Source organism: Vibrio breoganii (assembly GCF_001677275.1).
GTDB lineage: Bacteria > Pseudomonadota > Gammaproteobacteria > Enterobacterales > Vibrionaceae > Vibrio > Vibrio breoganii.
Genome location: NZ_CP016177.1, coordinates 2,504,605 through 2,523,751 on the forward strand (window position 1 = coordinate 2,504,605; position 19,147 = coordinate 2,523,751).

The window sequence follows — 19,147 nt, forward strand, 5'->3', positions numbered from 1 at the left end:
CACAGGATCTATTAAATACTAGTATTTAACGGGGAACTTTATTCTTCCATCTATTCCTTCTACTAGGAATAGTCGATATTATTTTTTTGCTTTGTGACGTTGGGGATGAAATAAAGTCGCTTTCTTTGGCAAAAAATCGCCCTTGACCACCATCTACACCCAGAGCAACTAATTGATTCCACTCTCGTTTGGTTTCTACACCCACCGCTATAACCTTAGTTTTTGTATTGGTACAGGCACCAATCAAACTTCTAATATAGAGTTGGTTCTCAGAGCGGTTCTCGATATTACGTACTAAGCTTCTATGCAACTTGAGGTAGTCGATCGCAGAGTCTTTGAGATAATGGGAGCTGATAATTGTGCGCCCAGCTTGATTGACAATGACCTTACATCCCAACCCAGATAGCATCTTTAATACAGGACGCATAGCATCTAAGTAAGTCACCATCGGACCTTCCATAAACTCAAACGCTAATCTTTTGCGTTGTGAGGGAGTCAGCTGCAACAATTCATCTCTCAACCAATTGAAGTGCGAACGATATCTGAAAGGTTGTGCATAGAAGTTAATAGAATAACATGAATCTTGAGCATCTTTCTTCAGAAATTTTACGATGCTTAACAAAACGTTTCTATCAAGTTGCCTCTCATAACCCACCTGTCTAATGGCTGGGCTAAATTTCGAAGCCTTCAATATCTTGCCTTGCTCATCGAGTATTCGACTAAAGATCTCTTGGTGAATCAGGTCAACCTCGCCTGATTCATTTAATAAAAAGCATGGCTGCTTAATCAGTATTAGTTTATCTGCATTCAACTGTTTATCGAATAGCGTGCGCCACCTAACACTGCCACGCTCTGAAGATGCCGTGTTAACCTTATTAAAGCGACTCCAATTATTGGAACCTTCTAGTTGAGCACTTTTAAGCGCCGTCTCAACCTCATTCAAAATATCGGTTTTGCGTTCACCTTGTTGATATACCGTCATACCCGCATGTAGCCAGTTTTCAGGATCCAACCCTTCTAATGGCTCAAGCTTTGCTACTTGCTTTAATACTTGAGAAGCCAAGTTAGAAAGATCTGCAGGAGATTGATTGGGAACAAGTGCGGCAAAAGTGGCTTCAAAATAGCGGGCAAACACTACATCGGGAAAGCGATTAACACAGTTGGCGACTGCCTCCCCTAAGTTAACAATAAATCTGTCTTTCTGCTCTTTAGTTAAACTATCTCGGATCTCTACCCAGTCATTCACCTGCACAACGATCACACCACCAGCTGCGCCACTTTCGGTAAGCGTCGACTCCAGTTTGTTGTCAAATGAAAGGCGGTTGGCAGCACCCGTCAATTGATCAAGGAAGGTTTGTGAGCGAATGAAGGTATCGAATCTACTACGCTCTTGTCTTGCATCTTGCAGTTCAGCAATCATCTTATCTAGTGCTTCACTGGCGGTGTATGGCCACTCTAAGTGATCACCAACCGCATACTGCTCCACTCTACCGGCTAAGATCATTCGCCCGCGTTCTTCTAGCAGTTCCGAGCCTTGCAGCTGCTCACGCAACCAGCGCACACCTTGTATCAAGCAAATAGCAATTAAACCGAACGCTAATGTCAAAGACCATAAAGCGCCTACCGAATAGCTATATCCGATATAGGGTGGTAACACCTTCACATTGACAGTATATGAGGGGTTCAAAACAAGGGGGTTGGAGATAGAAATCAACCGGGTTTGATCAAACTGAGCTTCAGTATCGTGATAATGAAAGATGACAGAGTTTGGCGTCGAGACTTCTAGTTCAATAACGTTACTGGCTTTGATTATTTTTGGGATCCAGCGACGTAGCTCTCCAGTTTCAACATGCTCAAGCAGTTGTTGGTCTATGACCTTAACAATGCCTTGCACAGAATGCTTGGTGTATTCCTGACCAAGCTGCTTAATAGAAAGCGCACCCCCAACGAAGAGGATGAATACCGCACTAATCACAATCATGGTCACAAAGGCAACCAAGCGAGTGCTGAGTTTTAGAGAAGGGGTTGAGCGCATGAAGATTCAATCCTTGAATTTCATCAGTAATCTACAGGATATACAGGTCGGGGGTGAATGGTACTATTTTTGCCATAAAAGCAGAGGGCGGTTAAAAAAATGGCCCCTTTTAGGGACCATCTTGTTATTTTTCAATAAGTTTTGAGCTCAAGGCCGGTTTTAGAACGGAATGTCGTCGTCAAAATCCATTGGCGGCTCATTGTACTGCTGAGGAGCCTGTTGTGGCTTCTGCTGCTGTTGCTGTTGAGCTGGCTGATGAACTTGAGGTTGTTGAGGTTGACCCCAACCGCCTTGTTGCTGTTGACCACCTTGAAGAGCGCCACCGTACTGCTGGCCACCTTGGTTTTGTGAAGGAGCTTGACCACCTTGACGAGAGCCTAGCAGTTGCATCTGACCAGTAGGCCACTGAACAACAACTTCAGTTGTATAGCGATCTTGGCCTGATTGATCCTGCCACTTACGAGTTTGCAATTGGCCTTCGATGTATACTTGTGAACCCTTTTTAAGGTACTCACCTGCAATCTCAGCAGTCTTACCAAACAGAACAACACGGTGCCATTCTGTTTTCTCGCGTTGCTCGCCATTGGCTTTGTCTCGCCAAGTTTCAGAGGTAGCAATTGTAATGTTTGCAATTGCATTGCCATTTGCGGCGAAACGAACCTCAGGATCTTGTCCTAAGTTACCCATAATAATTACTTTGTTGACGCCACGGCTAGCCATGTATCGCTCCATTTGTTTCTTTATTTCGCTAATACGCCAAGCATAACATGCCTAACGGACTACTTAAATCACTAGAAAGTGTATTCGAGAACCTCAACCACTGCGCAGGTACTGAGCACAAACCGACACACTTGGTTGCATTTTTTTCGGATTATTACGCAAAATTATGCAACAAAAAGCATAATATAGGCATTCTTATTGAATAAACACGCAAAAACTAGTGCCTAGTTTCGCAAACTAAAGGAATGCAAAAGAGACTAGATGTAGGCAACAGGGAGAAAGATGTATGTATTTTGATGGAATAAATTCTCAGCTTTTTTTGCATGAGAACTGTGGTTTTGATAACAAGACGGTCGAACAACTAATAAAGGCTTCTGAGATTCAACTTCACTCGCTCGAAGATTGGCATCAGAAATACAAGCCGAGTATGACACCGGTGATCTTGGTGGATTATAACGATCCTACGTTTGACCCTACCGATTTCGAGAATCCCAGCTTTCCCGGGCAAAACATCAACATGGTGATCACTCAGGCGCCCTTGCACCTCAAAACCACTGACCTACTCAAATATGGCCGTCTTCGTGGCATCTTCTATAAGCAACAATCCATTGAGGAGATCGCAGCGGGTTTACGCACCCTTAGTGAAGGAAACTCTTGGTTGAGCCGTGGGGTTACCGATCAATTGCTGTCCTATTATCAGTCGGTGCTGATTCGCTATGCCCCTCCACACACGATTAATTTAACTCGTCGCGAAATGGAAGTGCTTGAAGCATTGCGAATTGGCAAATCAAACTATGGCTTAGCTGAGCAGTTGTTTATCAGTGAGCACACCATAAAGTCCCATCTATATAAGATATTTCGCAAAATTAAGGTCAAGAACAGAGAAGAAGCGGTTGTCTGGGCCCACCATTTCTTACCATAAAGTGACAATACTGGGTAATTTAACCAAAGTGTATTTTATATCGACGAATTGTAATGATAGAGTTAGGCGCAACAACTTTATAATAATGATTCAGTTAGGTTACCCCCATGATTAAAAAATGTCTTTTCCCTGCCGCAGGCTACGGCACCCGCTTTCTTCCTGCGACTAAATCAATGCCAAAAGAGATGATGCCAGTGGTTAACAAACCACTGATCGAATACGGCGTTGAAGAAGCGATCGATGCGGGTATGGATGCTATGTGCATCGTAACCGGTCGAGGTAAGCATTCCATCATGGATCACTTTGATAAGAATTATGAACTGGAGCACCAGATTCAGGGCACCAACAAAGAAGAGTTGCTGGTTGATATTCGCGATATCATCGAATCGGCTAACTTTACCTATATCCGTCAACGTGAGATGAAGGGTTTGGGTCACGCTATTTTGACAGGCCGTGAACTAGTGGGCGATGAACCTTTCGCAGTGGTTCTTGCTGATGATTTATGTGTCAATGAGGAGCAAGGTGTTCTAGCTCAAATGGTTGCGCTATATAAGCAGTTCCGCTGCTCTATCGTTGCCGTTCAAGAAGTACCAGAAGAGGAAACTCATAAATACGGTGTTATCAAAGGCGAGATGATCAAAGACGACATCGTGCGCGTTGATGACATGGTAGAAAAACCAGAACCTGGTACAGCGCCAAGTAACCTAGCCATTATCGGTCGCTACATCCTAACTCCTGATATCTTCGATCTTATCGAAGCAACAGAGCCTGGCAAAGGCGGCGAGATCCAAATCACTGATGCTCTACTTAAGCAAGCTAAAGCTGGTTGTGTTCTCGCATACAAATTCAAGGGCACTCGTTTCGACTGTGGTAGCGTTGAAGGCTACATTGAAGCAACCAACTACTGCTTCGAGAATGTGTATCTCAAAGATCAAAAAGCCACTGAGCTTGGCAAGCAGTCTACGCACAAAGAACCAACGACTTAATCGTTAGGCTTTATCCAATACATAAAAACAGTGACCTAGTGTCACTGTTTTTTTATCCAGTATTTATTTGCAGGCGTATAAAGCTATGCAATACTTGGACAACGATTATGTAATTGAGCGGAATTAGATGGACACTATCGACGTTCGTGGCGCCCGAACCCACAACTTAAAAAACATCAACCTCACCATTCCAAGAGACAAGCTGACAGTGATTACTGGTCTTTCTGGATCAGGTAAGTCTTCTTTAGCTTTCGATACCTTATATGCTGAAGGGCAACGTCGATATGTAGAGTCTCTATCTGCTTACGCCCGCCAATTCCTGTCATTGATGGAAAAGCCCGATGTGGACCACATTGAGGGTCTATCACCTGCTATCTCAATTGAACAGAAATCGACATCCCATAACCCTCGTTCTACCGTGGGTACAATTACCGAGGTCTATGATTATCTTCGTCTATTGTACGCGCGAGTGGGTGAACCGCGTTGCCCTGAACACAAAGTGCCGCTGTCTGCACAAACCATCAGCCAGATGGTAGATAAGGTCTTAGAGATGCCAGAAGGTTCTAAGATGATGCTGATGGCTCCGATTGTAAAAGAGCGTAAGGGTGAGCATGTTAAAACCTTTGAGAACCTAGCTGCACAGGGCTTTATTCGAGCTCGCGTAGATGGCGACATCTGCGATCTTTCTGATCCACCGACTCTAGAGCTCCATAAGAAACACACCATTGAGGTTATTGTTGACCGATTTAAGGTACGTAGCGATCTTAAGCAGCGACTTGCCGAATCTTTTGAAACCACACTAGAGCTATCAGGCGGTATTGCCGTAGTGGCTTCAATGGATAAATCGGACGATGAAGAGATCATTTTCTCTGCTAACTTTGCCTGCCCATACTGTGGTTACAGCATGCAAGAGCTTGAGCCTAGGCTCTTCTCTTTCAATAACCCCGCAGGAGCCTGTCACACTTGTGACGGCCTTGGTGTACAGCAATACTTTGATGAGACGAGAGTCGTTCTAGATCAGAACCTAAGTATTGCCGAAGGAGCAATCAAAGGCTGGGATCAAAAGAACTACTATTACTTTCAGATGCTTAGCGCTTTAGCTGATCACTATGATTTCGATCTATACGTGCCCTTTAAGTCTCTATCAAAAAGGATCCGTGAGATCATATTGAAGGGCTCGGGTCGAACAGAGGTCGAGTTTAAGTACATTAATGATCGTGGCGATATTCGAGTTAAGACTCACCCATTTGAAGGGATCCTTAACACCCTAGAGCGCCGCTATCGAGACACTGAATCCAACTCAGTGCGTGAAGATCTGGCTAAGTACATCTCTACTCGCTCTTGTGCAAGTTGTAACGGAACCCGCCTTCGAGAAGAAGCACGAAATGTCTTTGTTCAAGATACTCCTTTACCTAACATCGTTGAGATGAGTATTAGTGAGGCGTTGGAGTTTTTCGAAAGCATGAGTCTTGAGGGGCAAAAAGCCCAGATCGCCGAAAAGATCATGAAAGAGATTAATGATCGTCTGAGCTTCTTGGTCAATGTTGGCCTCAACTATTTAAATCTGTCTCGCAGTGCTGAAACTCTTTCTGGTGGTGAGGCGCAGCGTATTCGTCTTGCCAGCCAAATCGGTGCTGGGCTCGTTGGTGTTATGTATGTGCTCGATGAGCCCTCTATTGGATTGCATCAGCGAGACAATGAACGCCTGCTTGGAACTCTGACTCACCTGCGAGATCTCGGCAATACCGTACTCGTCGTAGAACATGATGAAGATGCCATCCGCACTGCGGATCATATTATTGATATTGGCCCTGGCGCAGGGGTTCATGGCGGTAATGTTGTTGCAGAGGGAACCTATGAAGATATCATCAATAACCCTGAGTCTTTAACCGGGCAGTACTTAAAGGGCACCAAGGAAATCGCCATTCCCAAAAAACGTACCCCTGTTGATAAAGATAAACAGCTGACACTCAGTGGCGCTTCGGGCAACAACCTCAAAACGGTCGATCTTACCATCCCATGTGGCTTGTTTACTTGTGTAACGGGCGTATCAGGGTCAGGTAAGTCAACGCTTATTAACGACACCTTCTTTAAGATCGCGCACCGTGAGCTTAACGGAGCAACCACCAGCAACCCTAGCCCTTACGACTCCATCAATGGCTTAGAGCACTTTGATAAGGTCATCGATATCGATCAAAGCCCAATCGGACGTACGCCAAGATCAAACCCAGCTACTTACACTGGTATCTTCACGCCAATACGAGAGCTATTTGCCGGTACGCAAGAGTCACGCTCTCGCGGCTATAAACCGGGTCGATTTAGCTTTAACGTGAGAGGCGGTCGCTGTGAAGCGTGTCAGGGTGATGGCGTTATTAAGGTAGAGATGCACTTCCTACCGGATGTGTATGTGCCATGTGATTCTTGTAAAGGCAAGCGATACAACCGTGAGACCCTCGAGGTGAAATACAAGGGTAAGTCTATCGATGAAGTATTGAACATGACCGTTGAAGACGCTCACACCTTCTTTGAACCCGTGCCTGTTATTGCGCGCAAACTAAAGACCCTGATTGATGTTGGCCTTTCGTATATCCGCCTAGGCCAAGCGGCTACCACCCTGTCTGGTGGTGAGGCCCAACGCGTTAAGTTAGCGAGAGAGCTGTCCAAACGCGATACAGGTAAAACGCTGTATATTCTTGATGAGCCTACCACTGGCCTTCATTTTCATGATATACAACAGTTACTTACTGTATTGCATCGCCTTCGCGATCACGGCAACACCGTTGTAGTGATAGAGCATAACCTTGATGTGATTAAAACTGCAGACTGGATCGTCGATCTTGGACCTGAGGGTGGACAAGGTGGTGGTGAGATTGTCGCTACCGGAACACCTGAGCAGGTTGCTAAAGTGAAAGGCTCGCATACCGCTCACTTTTTAAAGCCGATGCTTAAATAGAACAAAGGATACAATTCATGGCAACCCTGTTAACCACAGGTACACAACTTGAAGTAAAGGCTCCCAAAGTACCGTTTAACAGGCGTTTTCTACTGTTTATCGGGATAACCTTCCTGATAGCTACTCACTTCTTCTCCCCCAACCCTGGGGGAGCAGGACTTGCGCTTTCATTTAACCCTCCAGTGTGGGGATTTTTGAGCATAGCGCTAGGTATTGCCGTATATCAAATGGCGAGCAACCGTGTCATAAAATACTCAAAGATGACGGTTGTGTTGTTTATCAGCTGCCTGTTGATGACACTGCCCATCGTATTACCCAATGCCAGTGCTGCCATTGCTCTACCAAGGCTCACCGGCTTATGGGCAGGCTTTGTTCTTTTCTTAGCTTTTCAGCAGTTTCGATTTAGTAATGAAGAAAAGCAGCGATTGTTGTGGTTTATTTTATTCTCCGTCGCTATTGAAGCCGTATTTGGCTGGGTTCAGTACACTCTATTATCTGAGGGAAACCCCTTTGGTTACAATACGGTAAACAACCGACCTTACGGCATTTTCCAGCAGCCCAATGTAATGGCGAGCTTTCTAGCGACAGGTCTAGCTTTGTCTGGCTATCTTCTCGCACGGCAGCCTCACGATAAGTACCTAAGCTGGCGACAAAAAATCGTCTTTCTTTATGCCATTCCCCTACTCACCATTCCATTACTGGTTGTTCTTGCGTCCAGAACAGGATGGCTAGGAGCGGTAATTGCAACGGCAATGGTGGCTCCTTATCTGTATCGCTTTGCGTTAAAGTCACGCGCCATTATCTGGTCTGCCTGCCTAGTTGCAGGTCTCGCCATTGGCGTAGGCATGACCTTTATCGGCGACAATCAATCGTTGGTCGGCGATAAAGCCGATCTAGAGAGTCCTCGAGCCTATACCTTCCCGCAAGGGCTAGACATGATGATAGAGCGACCATTGTCAGGTTATGGCTATGGTAACTTTGAGTCAGCCTATATGCTGTATACGGCTAGACAGCACCAGCTTAATCCTGATTATCCTGCTGGACTTCCATCAATGGATCATCCTCACAATGAGTTACTCATGTGGGGAATTGAAGGAGGAATGATTCCACTGGTTGGGATATTTCTTGCGATGGGATTTGTACTGTATCGCTTGTATATGGCGAGAAAAGGCACGCGCATTGGCATATTGTCATTGTTTATCCCCATCGTATTGCACACCCAATTGGAATACCCCTTTTATCATTCAGCTATCCACTGGGTTTCTTTTATTGTGCTTTTATATTGGGTTGATCAGCGCACCGCGCGCTACAGACAATTCAACTTTGGGAAGCTAAGCAAGGTTGGGTTGCGCCTTGCTAGCCTGCTATTACCGATACTCACTTGTGTCTACATGCTCACAGCACTGCACACCAATCAAGTATTAACGGATTTCGAGCGCTCTAAGCCAAAGAACCCAGATATCTTAGATAGGGTGACTAACCCAGTCGCTTGGAAGGATCGCTATGAATGGGACATTCACAGCACACTATTGAATATTGGTATAGCCACCAACGAAAAGGCGCATGTTCAAGCTTACGTGGATTGGTCTCTACCTTTCATACAGGACAAGCCTCGCCCTGCCTTGTATAAGAATTTGATACTCGCGTATCAAGCGCTAGACCAACAGCAGATGGCTAGCGCTATTCGAAGTGAAGCGAAGTTTTTATTTCCGAAGGTGGACTTTAGCTCTGTGTCCTTGAAGCGAGTTAAAGTCAGCCAAGCCAATCAAAGCAACACTAATGGCTAGGTAGATTTAAGCTAGAACCTCTTTCAGTGCCTGCAAGCAAAGTGCGACATTTTCCTTGCGGGCACCGTATCCCATCAAACCAATACGCCACGCTTTTCCAGCGAGATCCCCGAGCCCTGCACCTATCTCTAGATTGTATTCATTGAGCAAGCGCTGGCGCACTAACGCCTCATCAATTCCAGTGGGTACATACACGGCATTCAACTGTGGCAATCGATATTCCTCGTCCACAACAAAGCTCATACCCAAGTCAGTTAAGCCCTCTTTCAAACGTTGATGGGTATCGGCGTGACGTTTCCAAGCCTGCTTAAGCCCTTCTTCTTTGAGTATTAATAGTGACTCATGCAGGGCATAAAGACTGTTTACTGGCGCGGTATGATGATAAGCACGTTTGCCTTCACCACTCCAGTAGCCAAGCACCAAGCTTTGGTCCAAGAACCAACTTTGAACGGGGTGTTGTCTAGCTTCAATCTTGGCAATAGCTCGACTAGAGAAAGTCAGTGGCGATAATCCAGGGGTACAGGATAGGCATTTTTGACTCCCTGAATACACCGCATCCAGTTGCCATTCATCCACCATTAGTGGCACGCCACCTAGCGAGGTCACCGCATCGACAATCACCAGCATGTCTTTACTTCGTGCAATCGTAGACAAAGCCTCTGCATCACTTAGGGCACCTGTCGAGGTTTCGGCATGCACAAAGGCAACCGCGATTGCATCTGAGTGTTCTTCTACCGCGCTTTGTAGCTTTTGTGCTGATACAGGGCTTCCCCATTCATCATCAACCACAATCGCAACGCCTCCGCAGCGCTCTACATTCTGTCGCATACGCTCGCCGAACACGCCATTACGACACACAATCACTTTTTCTCCAGGCTCTATAAGGTTTACAAAGCAGGCTTCCATTCCAGCACTACCCGGTGCGGACAAGGCAATAGTGAATTCATTTTCTGTTTGAAATGCGTATTTTAGCAGTGACTTTAGCTCATCCATCATCTGAATAAACAGTGGATCTAAATGCCCTATGGTTGGGCGGGAAAGCGCCTGTAAAACCTGCGGGGAAATATCCGAAGGACCTGGGCCCATCAGTGTACGATGCGGGGGAATGAAGCTGCGCATAGTTAAACCTTATTCAAGGGAAAGTGCGAATAGCTTATTGCATCACTAAAAGAGCCTCAACGAGCAATGCGTAGAAGTATGCGGTAGGTAAAAAAGTGACGATTTGTATTCAAGCCATTGACATAATTTCGCCAAACCAGTTCAATGAAGACAAAGAGTGGATGACCAATGCAATGCGACAAGGACAAGCTCTTCTCATTTTATGCGGGGTAACTGCTTCGCATTTTATACTCACCTCTATTAGCGAGAGTGAGTATTTGCACATTTAAAGGATTAATGGAGAGACGCTGTGAGCGCAATCAACGTCGCCAAATTTGGCGGCACAAGTGTAGCAAATTTTGAGGCGATGAGCCGATGTGCGGCCATCGTAGAGAATAACCCAAATACCAAACTCGTTGTCATCAGTGCCTGCTCAGGCGTGACCAACGTATTGGTCGAGCTTGCCAATGGCATCGCCGATAAAGGTAAACGTGAGCAACTTCTGCAGCAATTGGTTGATATTCACTTCAGTATCATCAATCAGTTAAAGCACCCTGAAGTCATCAATGATGCGATCAACGAGATTCTAACAAAGGTTTCTCAGTGTGCCGAGAAAGCCGCCAGCGAGACTAGCGAGCAATTGACTGACCAATTAGTCTCTTGTGGAGAGCTAATGTCGACACACATCCTTTGCCAGCTAATGAGTGAGCGCGGACATAAAACCGAGCGCTTCGATATTCGCACAGTGATGAAAACAACATCAGTATTTGGAAATGCAGAGCCGTTACTGGACGAGATCGGCATTGCTGCACAAGCTCACCTAGTGCCATTGTTTAAAGATTCTATTGTCATTACCCAAGGGTTTATCGGCTCAGATCTTAATAACAAAACAACAACACTAGGTCGTGGTGGTAGTGATTATAGCGCCGCCTTAATTGCCGAGGCGATCTCAGCGTCTGGCCTAGAAATTTGGACGGATGTACCGGGCATTTACACCACAGACCCGCGCATCGCGCCACCAGCACAACCCATCAAAGAGATCAGCTTCAGTGAAGCCTCTGAGATGGCAAACTTTGGTGCTAAGATCCTGCACCCTTCAACGTTAGTACCTGCATTGCGACATAAAATCCCCGTATTTGTTGGGTCCTCTAAGGAACCAGAACGTGGCGGTACTTGGGTAAAACAAGAAGTTGATAGTGCACCTTTATTCAGAGCCGTCACCCTGAGAGGCAATCAAACACTGATTACTCTTAAGAGCCTTAATATGTTCCAAGCCAGTGGATTTTTGGCAAAGGTATTTACCATCTTGGCTCGTCATAAGGTATCGGTAGATCTGATTACCACCTCAGAGATCAGCGTATCACTGACGTTAGACCGCACGAATACTCAAGGTGGCGCTCCGCAACTGCCTGTTGCTGCTCAACAAGAACTGGAAGAACTCTGCTCAGTTGTCGTAGAGCAGAACCTAAGCTTGGTTGCGCTTATCGGCAACAACATGGGACAAGCTAAGGGCACCGCAAAGCAGATATTTGGTACCCTTGAAGACCACAATCTACGAATGATTTGCTATGGTGCAAGTAACCATAACCTGTGTTTCTTATTGCATGAATCATCAGCAAGACACGCCGTGCAGCAGCTTCATCGACAGCTCTTTGAAAGCTAAAATTAGCTAACAAATATCGAGAAAAAAGAAGGGGCTAAATAGCCCCTTCGTTATTTTTGTTGTTAACCGTTCAAGTTAGGCCCTAGCCACTTTTCAGCCTCAGTCCAATCCCAACCTTTACGCTCTGCGTAGTCTTTAGCTTGGTCTTCTTGGATCTGTGCAATCGCGAAATAACGGCAATCAGGGTGAGAGAAATACCAACCAGAGACCGACGCACCAGGCCACATTGCGTAGCTCGTAGTAAGCGACATTCCAATGGTTTCCTCAACTTGCATCAAGTCCCATATAGCCTGTTTCTCAGTATGCTCAGGACACGCAGGGTAGCCTGGCGCTGGGCGTATACCTTGATACTTCTCGCGGATGAGGTCATCGTTACCCAATTGCTCATCAGGGGCATATCCCCAGATATCCTTACGCACTTGCTGATGAAGGTACTCGGCAAAGGCTTCAGCCAAGCGATCGGCTACCGCCTGGATCATAATCGCGTTGTAATCATCACCTTCCGCTTTGTAGTTGTCAGCAATCTCACGCTCACCAATACCACCCGTTACGGCAAATCCGCCAACCCAATCTTTAACACCGCTATCTTTAGGCGCAATGTAATCGCTCAAGCAGTAATTGAAGCCTTTCGGCTTTTTGGTTTGCTGACGAAGGTTGAATAACGTCTTAGCCACAACCGTACGTGACTCGTCGGTATACACCTCGATATCATCACCCACACTGTTGGCTGGGAACATCTGGCACATACCGTTTGCCTTGATGATACCGTCCGCTTCTATCATATCGAGCAAATCGTTGGCATCCTTATACAAACGCTTCGCTTCCTCGCCCACTTCTTCATGCTTTAGGATAGCGGGGTATTTACCCATTAGGCTCCAAGTCATAAAGAATGGGGTCCAGTCAATATAATCACGCAGCACCGATACGCTCATATCTTTGACCACCACTGGTTCAAGCTGCTTTGGTTGTGGCGGAGTGTAAGACTCCCAATCAATAGCCACTTTATTCTCACGCGCCTTCTCTAGAGTCACCGGCGCTGTCTTTGGTCGCTTTCTAGCGTGCTGGTCACGAACGCGTTCATAGTCGAGATCTAGTTTCTCAATAAAGCCTGGCTTTTGCTCATTAGAGAGCAGTGCAGAGCATACGCCTACCGCACGAGAGGCGTTGTTTACATATACGACTGGCTCTGAGTAGTTTTGCTCTATCTTCACCGCTGTATGGGCTTTAGAGGTGGTTGCACCGCCAATCAGTAGTGGAAGATCAAACCCTTGACGCTCCATTTCTTTCGCAACGTGTACCATTTCATCCAAAGATGGGGTTATCAATCCTGACAAGCCAATGATATCGACGTTCTCTTCTTTTGCGACTTTGAGGATCTTCTCACAAGGCACCATCACACCCAGATCGATGATTTCGTAGTTATTACACTGCAGAACCACACCCACGATATTCTTACCGATATCGTGCACATCGCCTTTTACTGTCGCCAACAATATCTTACCGTTGGTTTGACCCACTTCTTTTAGAGCGTCAATGTAAGGTTCAAGGTGACCGACTGCTTGTTTCATGACTCGAGCAGACTTTACTACCTGAGGTAAGAACATCTTACCCTCACCAAACAAGTCGCCCACTACGTTCATACCATCCATCAACGGCCCTTCAATGACCTCCAGAGGTTTAGACGCATTCAAACGAGCTTCTTCAGTGTCTTCGATAATAAACTCAGTAATACCTTTCACAAGGGCATGTTCCAAGCGTTTTTCTACTGGCCAACCGCGCCATTCAAGCGCAGCTCCATCATCTTGGGCACCCACACCGTTTTCACGATATTCACCAGCAATGTCCAGCAAACGTTCAGTGGCATCATCTCTGCGGTTCAGAACCACATCTTCCACCGCTTCTCGCAGTTTGTCAGGTACGTTGTCATAAACTTCTAGCTGACCCGCATTCACGATGCCCATATCCATACCATTTTTAAAGCAGTGGTATAGGAATACAGCATGTATAGCTTCACGAACGTAGTTGTTGCCGCGGAATGAGAAAGAAACGTTAGATACACCACCCGACACCATTGCATGTGGTAGGTCGCGTTTGATATCCGCTACTGCATTGATGAAGTCGACGGCGTAGTTATTGTGTTCATCAATACCCGTCGCGACGGCAAAGATGTTTGGATCAAAAATGATATCTTCAGCAGGGAAGCCAACCTCATCGACAAGGATGTTGTAGGCATTAGTACAGATCTCAATCTTGCGCTCACGAGTGTCTGCCTGGCCCTGTTCATCAAACGCCATAACAATCACAGCCGCACCATAACGACGAATTAGCTTAGCTTGCTCGATAAACTTCTCTTTCCCCTCTTTCAAAGAGATTGAGTTAACGATGCCTTTGCCTTGAATGCACTTAAGACCCGCTTCAATGACTTCCCATTTAGAGGAGTCCACCATAACCGGCACTTTCGATATATCAGGCTCGGAGGCACAAAGATTGAGGAAACGAACCATACATGCCTCAGCATCTAGCATCCCTTCATCCATGTTAATATCGATGATTTGAGCGCCGTTTTCTACTTGCTGACGTGCAACGTCCAGAGCTTCTTCATAGAGCTCTTCTTTGATTAATCGTTTAAAGCGAGCAGACCCAGTGACGTTAGTACGCTCGCCCACATTCAAAAATAGAGTTTCTTTAGAAATAGCGAGAGGTTCTAAGCCAGATAAGCGACACGCCGCTTTTATTTCTGGTCGTTGACGTGGTCGAGCATTTGCAACAGCTTCAGCCATCGCCTTAATATGTTCCGGTGTCGTACCACAACACCCCCCCACCAAGTTCAAGAAACCTGACTCTGCCCACTCTTTAATATGCTCAGCCATGTCTTCTGGAGATAGGTCATACTCACCAAACGCATTGGGTAGACCGGCATTTGGGTGAACAGAGACGAAGGTTTCAGAAATACGCGATAACTCATCCACATAAGGGCGTAATTCGTCAGGACCCAAAGCACAGTTCAGACCGAAAGAGATGGGGTTCACGTGTCTTAAAGAGTTATAGAAAGCTTCTGTCGTTTGACCAGACAAGGTACGGCCTGATGCATCGGTAATGGTTCCCGAGATCATGACGGGCAGCGTGTAGCCTAGCTCATCAAAAACAGTATCAACAGCAAATGCACATGCCTTCGCATTCAAGGTATCAAAGATGGTTTCAATGAGAATAAGGTCTGAACCACCTTTTATAAGGGCAAGGGTGGATTCTTTGTATGCCTCGACTAACTCATCAAAGCTAACGTTTCGAAACCCAGGGTCATTAACGTCAGGAGAAATAGAACAGGTACGGTTTGTTGGGCCGAGAACGCCAGCAACATAACGTGGTCTATCGGGAGTCTTTGCTGTCCATTCATCTGCCGCTTCTCTGGCAAGCTTTGCCGCAGCAAAGTTAATCTCTTCGCTAAGATCCTCCATCTCATAATCCGCCATCGCTATGGTGGTTGAGTTAAAGGTATTGGTTTCTAGGATGTCAGCACCAGCTTCCAAATAATCACTATGAAGCTTTTTGATGAGTTGAGGCTGGGTAAGGACAAGAAGGTCATTATTCCCTTTCAGGTCACAATGCCAATCGGCAAAACGACCACCTCGATAATCCGCTTCTTCTAGTTTTTGATTTTGAATCATGGTGCCCATACCACCATCTATCAAAAGAATGCGGTTCTTTAATTGGGCTTCTAATTGTGCTCTCATTCTGCGTCCTGCTCAGGTGTGGCATTTCCAACTTATACCCAACATCCTATCACAGTAAAATTAGATTTCTAGACGTCTAAACCATGGTAATTTTCGCTATGATGCTATCTAAGGTATAACTATATTTGATCTAGTTAACATTTTGTCTCACAGTGTTGAGGCTATTCAAACTTAGGAGAAAGGAATGGAAGCCTACCATACGCTGTGCTTTCTAGCTGCCGGGGCAGCACTCATCGCATTAATCAACAGTAAAATCGGCAAAATGCAGACCACCATTGCGATTACAGCCGGTGCCATGTTGCTATCGTTAGCGATTATTATCGCAGGTCAAGCAGGCTGGTTTAAGCTATCTCATGTCGCCAGCGAGACCATCGCATCGATTAACTTTGAAGATTTTTTGCTTAAGGGAATCTTAGGGTTTCTATTATTTGCAGGTGGACTTGGCATCAAGCTGGATCACCTTAAAGACCAGAAATGGGAGATTACAGCGCTAGCATTAGGTGCAACCCTGTTCTCTACTTTCTTCATCGGTTTTGTGCTATTTGGCATCTGTTCGTTAATCGGCTTCAATCTAGACCTGATTTATTGCCTATTATTTGGCGCATTAATATCACCTACCGATCCCATTGCAGTATTAGCTATTGTAAAGAAGTTAGATGCTCCACCACGCATCTCTACTCAAATTGAAGGGGAGTCCCTGTTCAATGACGGCTTTGGTTTGGTTATCTTTGTAACCCTATTTACCATCGCCTTTGGTACTGAAGCCCCTACCGTTGGTTCAGTGTCAGCACTGTTCTTCCAAGAAGCTATTGGTGGTATCGCCTACGGCTTTGTTCTCGGTCTAATCTTTCACTGGTTAATATGCACCACTGAAGATCATTCCATGGAGATGTTGCTGACCATTCTGATTCCTTCAACAGGCTATGCCGTTGCAGAGCTGCTAGAGGTATCAGGGCCACTCTCGATGGTGGTATCGGGCATCATTATTGGTAACTGGACACGCAAGACTGGATTTTCAGAATCAGGATTTAAGAATTTAGACCATTTCTGGGAATTGATTGACGAGTTCCTGAATGCGGTATTGTTCCTGCTCATTGGTATGTCGATGCTGTTGTTCGAGTTCCATCACGAAGACTGGATCATGATGGTGATAGCAGTACCCCTAGTACTTCTGTCTCGCTACCTTAGCATCAGAATCAATTATGTTGGTTTCAATCGATTTAGATACTACAACCCTATGTCTGTGAAAATACTCACATGGGGCGGGCTCCGAGGCGGTCTAGCATTAGCTATGGCTCTGTCTATCCCGGCTGGGATCATGGTGATTCCTGAAAAGAATATCGATGTGAAAGAGATCATCATGGTCATGACCTATTCTGTGGTCATGTTCTCTATCTTGGTACAGGGGATGACTATCACTCCAATGATAGAAAAAGCGAAGCAACTAGAACCCTCAAGTGAATCAGAGCAAGAGTAACCTTCTATAAACAGAAAAGGCATGCCAATGGCATGCCTTTTTTATATCAAGCGAATGACAAACTACTCTTCTGTAGTGAAGTTAGCTTCAGAAAACTTATCCAAATCGTATGGGGTTTGTTGGTAAACACAGTAATTAAGCCAGTTACTAAACAATAGGTGACCATGACTACGCCATGTTGCCCTAGGGGCATTATCTGGGTTGTTGTCAGGGTAATAGTTAACAGGTATTGCAGGCTCCATCCCTTCAGCCAAATCTCGCACGTACTCAGTATGCAGAGTCTTTGACTCGTACTCAGGGTGTCCAGTCACGAATACATTTCGCTTATCTTTGGTAGAAGCAAGATAAACCCCAGCGGTATCTGATGTTGCTAAGATATCAAGATCGGTATGCTCAGATAAATACTCTGGAGAAAAATCCGCATAACGTGAGTGAGGAGCTAGGAAGGTATCATCAAATCCACGAAGAATCGGATGGTGCTGATCCTGTGTAAAATGCTCATAGACACCCGATAGCTTTTCTTTACGAGTGCGCTTAGGAAGGTCGTAGAGCAACTTTAAACCAGCTTGAGCGGCCCAACAAACGTAAAGCGTTGACGTCACATGCTCTTTTGCCCAATTCATGATGGACTGCAGGTGCTCCCAATAGATGACATCTTCAAACTGAACCAGGCCGAGTGGCGCACCGGTAATAATGAGTCCATCAAAATTGCGTCCTTTCACCCCTTCAAATTGGCGATAGAAGGTATCTAAATGCTCAGTAGGAGTGTTCTTACTTGGTCGATTATCAATACGAAGCAGTTCAACGTCTACTTGCAACGGACTATTAGAAAGCAAGCGTAGAAATTGCGTTTCAGTCTCAATCTTCTTTGGCATCAGGTTGAGCAATAGGACTCTTAGAGGACGAATCTCTTGCGATGAGGCGCGAGATTCAGACATAACGAAAATCTTCTCTCCTCTTAATACATCAGTCGCAGGTAATTGATCAGGGACTCGAATTGGCACAACTTTTCTCCTTTAAGCATCTAGACGTCCATACGTATGTTGATTCAGACTACTGTATTCACTCGTTTATGTCGAGACTGATATTGTAAACCCATCTTTAATCACGAGACCATTGGAACTCTGGACTCTCTCCTAGTCGTTCGAAGTACGCTGGATGTAATTGTTTAAACTGATCTTTTTTCAACTCAGCTATGTTCCACGGGGTAAAGTCTATCTTGATTGATCTGCCATTAATCTCAATATTCGCTTGTTCTAATGTGTGTTCAGTAGATAAATATCTAAGCTCATTAGAGTCAGTACACGTCAACGTAATCGTTCTTTCTATATCATGATTAACTGCCAATTGAGCTTCAACATCATTATCGCACGAGGTGAAAATGGTCAACTGCAGCACCATGTTGTTATCCATAGTGGTATAGGCTGAGACTTCCATGGCGTGTAAAGGATAGAGCTTACGCAGCAGTAGTTGATGGGTATCTTTGGTACGCGCTATCTGTATACCACTATCTAGTAGAGGAAAGCCTAACCACTGCCAATCATAGCCCCGGTCTTTAACTATCAGCAGTCCGTACAAGCTTCCAAGAGCGCTCATTAGCACTATAGAAATTATGCAGCAAAGTAGTATGAGTAGCTTTTTCATTAACTCAGATCGTCGTTAGCCTTAATATAAAGGTATCACCGATACGGGATAAAAGCAGGAAAGAGAAATTAGGTTAGAAATATAGCTAAAGGAAAAATTATTTTCTACAGGTAAGAAAAAACCTTATACCA

Annotated in this window: 12 protein-coding genes; 6 read left to right on the forward strand and 6 right to left on the reverse strand. The window is 45.4% G+C overall.

Going from position 1 to position 19,147, the window contains the following annotated elements; genetic code table 11:
* Nucleotides 1-25: 25 nt before the first annotated feature.
* Both csrD and A6E01_RS11615 read right to left on the reverse strand, forming a co-directional pair.
* Nucleotides 26-2,035: an RNase E specificity factor CsrD gene (gene csrD, locus A6E01_RS11610; protein WP_065210262.1), complete on the reverse strand. Its 2,010-nt coding sequence runs from the start codon at nucleotides 2,033-2,035 to the stop codon at nucleotides 26-28.
* 159 nt (nucleotides 2,036-2,194) lie between these two features.
* A complete protein-coding gene (locus tag A6E01_RS11615; RefSeq protein WP_065210263.1) occupies nucleotides 2,195-2,755 on the reverse strand; it encodes a single-stranded DNA-binding protein in 561 nt (186 codons plus the stop codon).
* Between the two features lie 286 nt (nucleotides 2,756-3,041).
* Between A6E01_RS11615 and A6E01_RS11620 the strand changes: the two genes are divergently transcribed.
* The 4 genes from A6E01_RS11620 to A6E01_RS11635 all read left to right on the forward strand — a co-directional run bounded on the left by A6E01_RS11620 (nucleotide 3,042) and on the right by A6E01_RS11635 (nucleotide 9,403).
* On the forward strand, nucleotides 3,042-3,677 hold the full coding sequence (locus A6E01_RS11620; RefSeq protein ID WP_065210264.1) for a response regulator transcription factor: 636 nt from the start codon (nucleotides 3,042-3,044) through the stop codon (nucleotides 3,675-3,677).
* 107 nt (nucleotides 3,678-3,784) lie between these two features.
* Nucleotides 3,785-4,663 carry a UTP--glucose-1-phosphate uridylyltransferase GalU gene (galU, locus tag A6E01_RS11625; RefSeq protein ID WP_065210265.1) on the forward strand — a complete coding sequence of 293 codons (879 nt, stop codon included), beginning with the start codon at nucleotides 3,785-3,787 and terminating at the stop codon, nucleotides 4,661-4,663.
* A 127-nt stretch (nucleotides 4,664-4,790) separates the two neighbouring features.
* Nucleotides 4,791-7,616 carry an excinuclease ABC subunit UvrA gene (uvrA, locus tag A6E01_RS11630; RefSeq protein WP_065210266.1) on the forward strand — a complete coding sequence of 942 codons (2,826 nt, stop codon included), beginning with the start codon at nucleotides 4,791-4,793 and terminating at the stop codon, nucleotides 7,614-7,616.
* 17 nt (nucleotides 7,617-7,633) lie between these two features.
* Entirely contained in the window at nucleotides 7,634-9,403 is a 1,770-nt protein-coding gene (locus A6E01_RS11635; RefSeq protein ID WP_017028866.1) for a PglL family O-oligosaccharyltransferase, read from the forward strand.
* A gap of 6 nt (nucleotides 9,404-9,409) precedes the next feature.
* Here the strand turns inward: A6E01_RS11635 and A6E01_RS11640 are convergent, their stop codons facing one another.
* A complete protein-coding gene (locus tag A6E01_RS11640; RefSeq protein WP_017028867.1) occupies nucleotides 9,410-10,522 on the reverse strand; it encodes a pyridoxal-phosphate-dependent aminotransferase family protein in 1,113 nt (370 codons plus the stop codon).
* A gap of 289 nt (nucleotides 10,523-10,811) precedes the next feature.
* On the opposite strand from A6E01_RS11640, the gene lysC reads away from it, so the two are divergent.
* Nucleotides 10,812-12,164, forward strand: coding sequence for a lysine-sensitive aspartokinase 3 (gene lysC / locus A6E01_RS11645; RefSeq protein ID WP_065210267.1), 1,353 nt, complete (start codon nucleotides 10,812-10,814; stop codon nucleotides 12,162-12,164).
* A 62-nt stretch (nucleotides 12,165-12,226) separates the two neighbouring features.
* On the opposite strand, the gene metH is transcribed toward lysC, so the two are convergent.
* Nucleotides 12,227-15,895, reverse strand: coding sequence for a methionine synthase (gene metH, locus A6E01_RS11650; RefSeq protein WP_065210268.1), 3,669 nt, complete (start codon nucleotides 15,893-15,895; stop codon nucleotides 12,227-12,229).
* Nucleotides 15,896-16,079: 184 nt separating this feature from the next.
* Here metH and A6E01_RS11655 point away from each other — a divergent pair, with 184 nt between their 5' ends.
* Nucleotides 16,080-17,372, forward strand: a complete 1,293-nt coding sequence (locus A6E01_RS11655; protein ID WP_065210269.1) for a cation:proton antiporter — start codon at nucleotides 16,080-16,082, stop codon at nucleotides 17,370-17,372.
* Nucleotides 17,373-17,434: 62 nt separating this feature from the next.
* On the opposite strand, the gene metA is transcribed toward A6E01_RS11655, so the two are convergent.
* Both metA and A6E01_RS11665 read right to left on the reverse strand, forming a co-directional pair.
* Nucleotides 17,435-18,376 (reverse strand): homoserine O-acetyltransferase MetA, encoded by a 942-nt coding sequence (metA, locus tag A6E01_RS11660; RefSeq protein WP_017243803.1) that lies wholly within the window; start codon nucleotides 18,374-18,376, stop codon nucleotides 17,435-17,437.
* 97 nt (nucleotides 18,377-18,473) lie between these two features.
* The gene (locus tag A6E01_RS11665) at nucleotides 18,474-18,968 is read right to left on the reverse strand and encodes a hypothetical protein (protein ID WP_065210270.1); all 495 of its coding nucleotides are present in this window, start codon (nucleotides 18,966-18,968) and stop codon (nucleotides 18,474-18,476) included.
* Nucleotides 18,969-19,147 lie beyond the last annotated feature (179 nt).

Excerpts from the sequence above, each read along its gene's own strand:
- csrD (WP_065210262.1), bottom strand. The coding sequence starts at position 2,035 with ATGCGCTCAACCCCTTCTCTAAAACTCAGCACTCGCTTGGTTGCCTTT.
- A6E01_RS11615 (WP_065210263.1), bottom strand. The coding sequence starts at position 2,755 with ATGGCTAGCCGTGGCGTCAACAAAGTAATTATTATGGGTAACTTAGGA.
- A6E01_RS11620 (WP_065210264.1), top strand. The coding sequence starts at position 3,042 with ATGTATTTTGATGGAATAAATTCTCAGCTTTTTTTGCATGAGAACTGT.
- galU (WP_065210265.1), top strand. The coding sequence starts at position 3,785 with ATGATTAAAAAATGTCTTTTCCCTGCCGCAGGCTACGGCACCCGCTTT.
- uvrA (WP_065210266.1), top strand. The coding sequence starts at position 4,791 with ATGGACACTATCGACGTTCGTGGCGCCCGAACCCACAACTTAAAAAAC.
- A6E01_RS11635 (WP_017028866.1), top strand. The coding sequence starts at position 7,634 with ATGGCAACCCTGTTAACCACAGGTACACAACTTGAAGTAAAGGCTCCC.
- A6E01_RS11640 (WP_017028867.1), bottom strand. The coding sequence starts at position 10,522 with ATGCGCAGCTTCATTCCCCCGCATCGTACACTGATGGGCCCAGGTCCT.
- metH (WP_065210268.1), bottom strand. The coding sequence starts at position 15,895 with ATGAGAGCACAATTAGAAGCCCAATTAAAGAACCGCATTCTTTTGATA.
- A6E01_RS11655 (WP_065210269.1), top strand. The coding sequence starts at position 16,080 with ATGGAAGCCTACCATACGCTGTGCTTTCTAGCTGCCGGGGCAGCACTC.
- A6E01_RS11665 (WP_065210270.1), bottom strand. The coding sequence starts at position 18,968 with ATGAGCGCTCTTGGAAGCTTGTACGGACTGCTGATAGTTAAAGACCGG.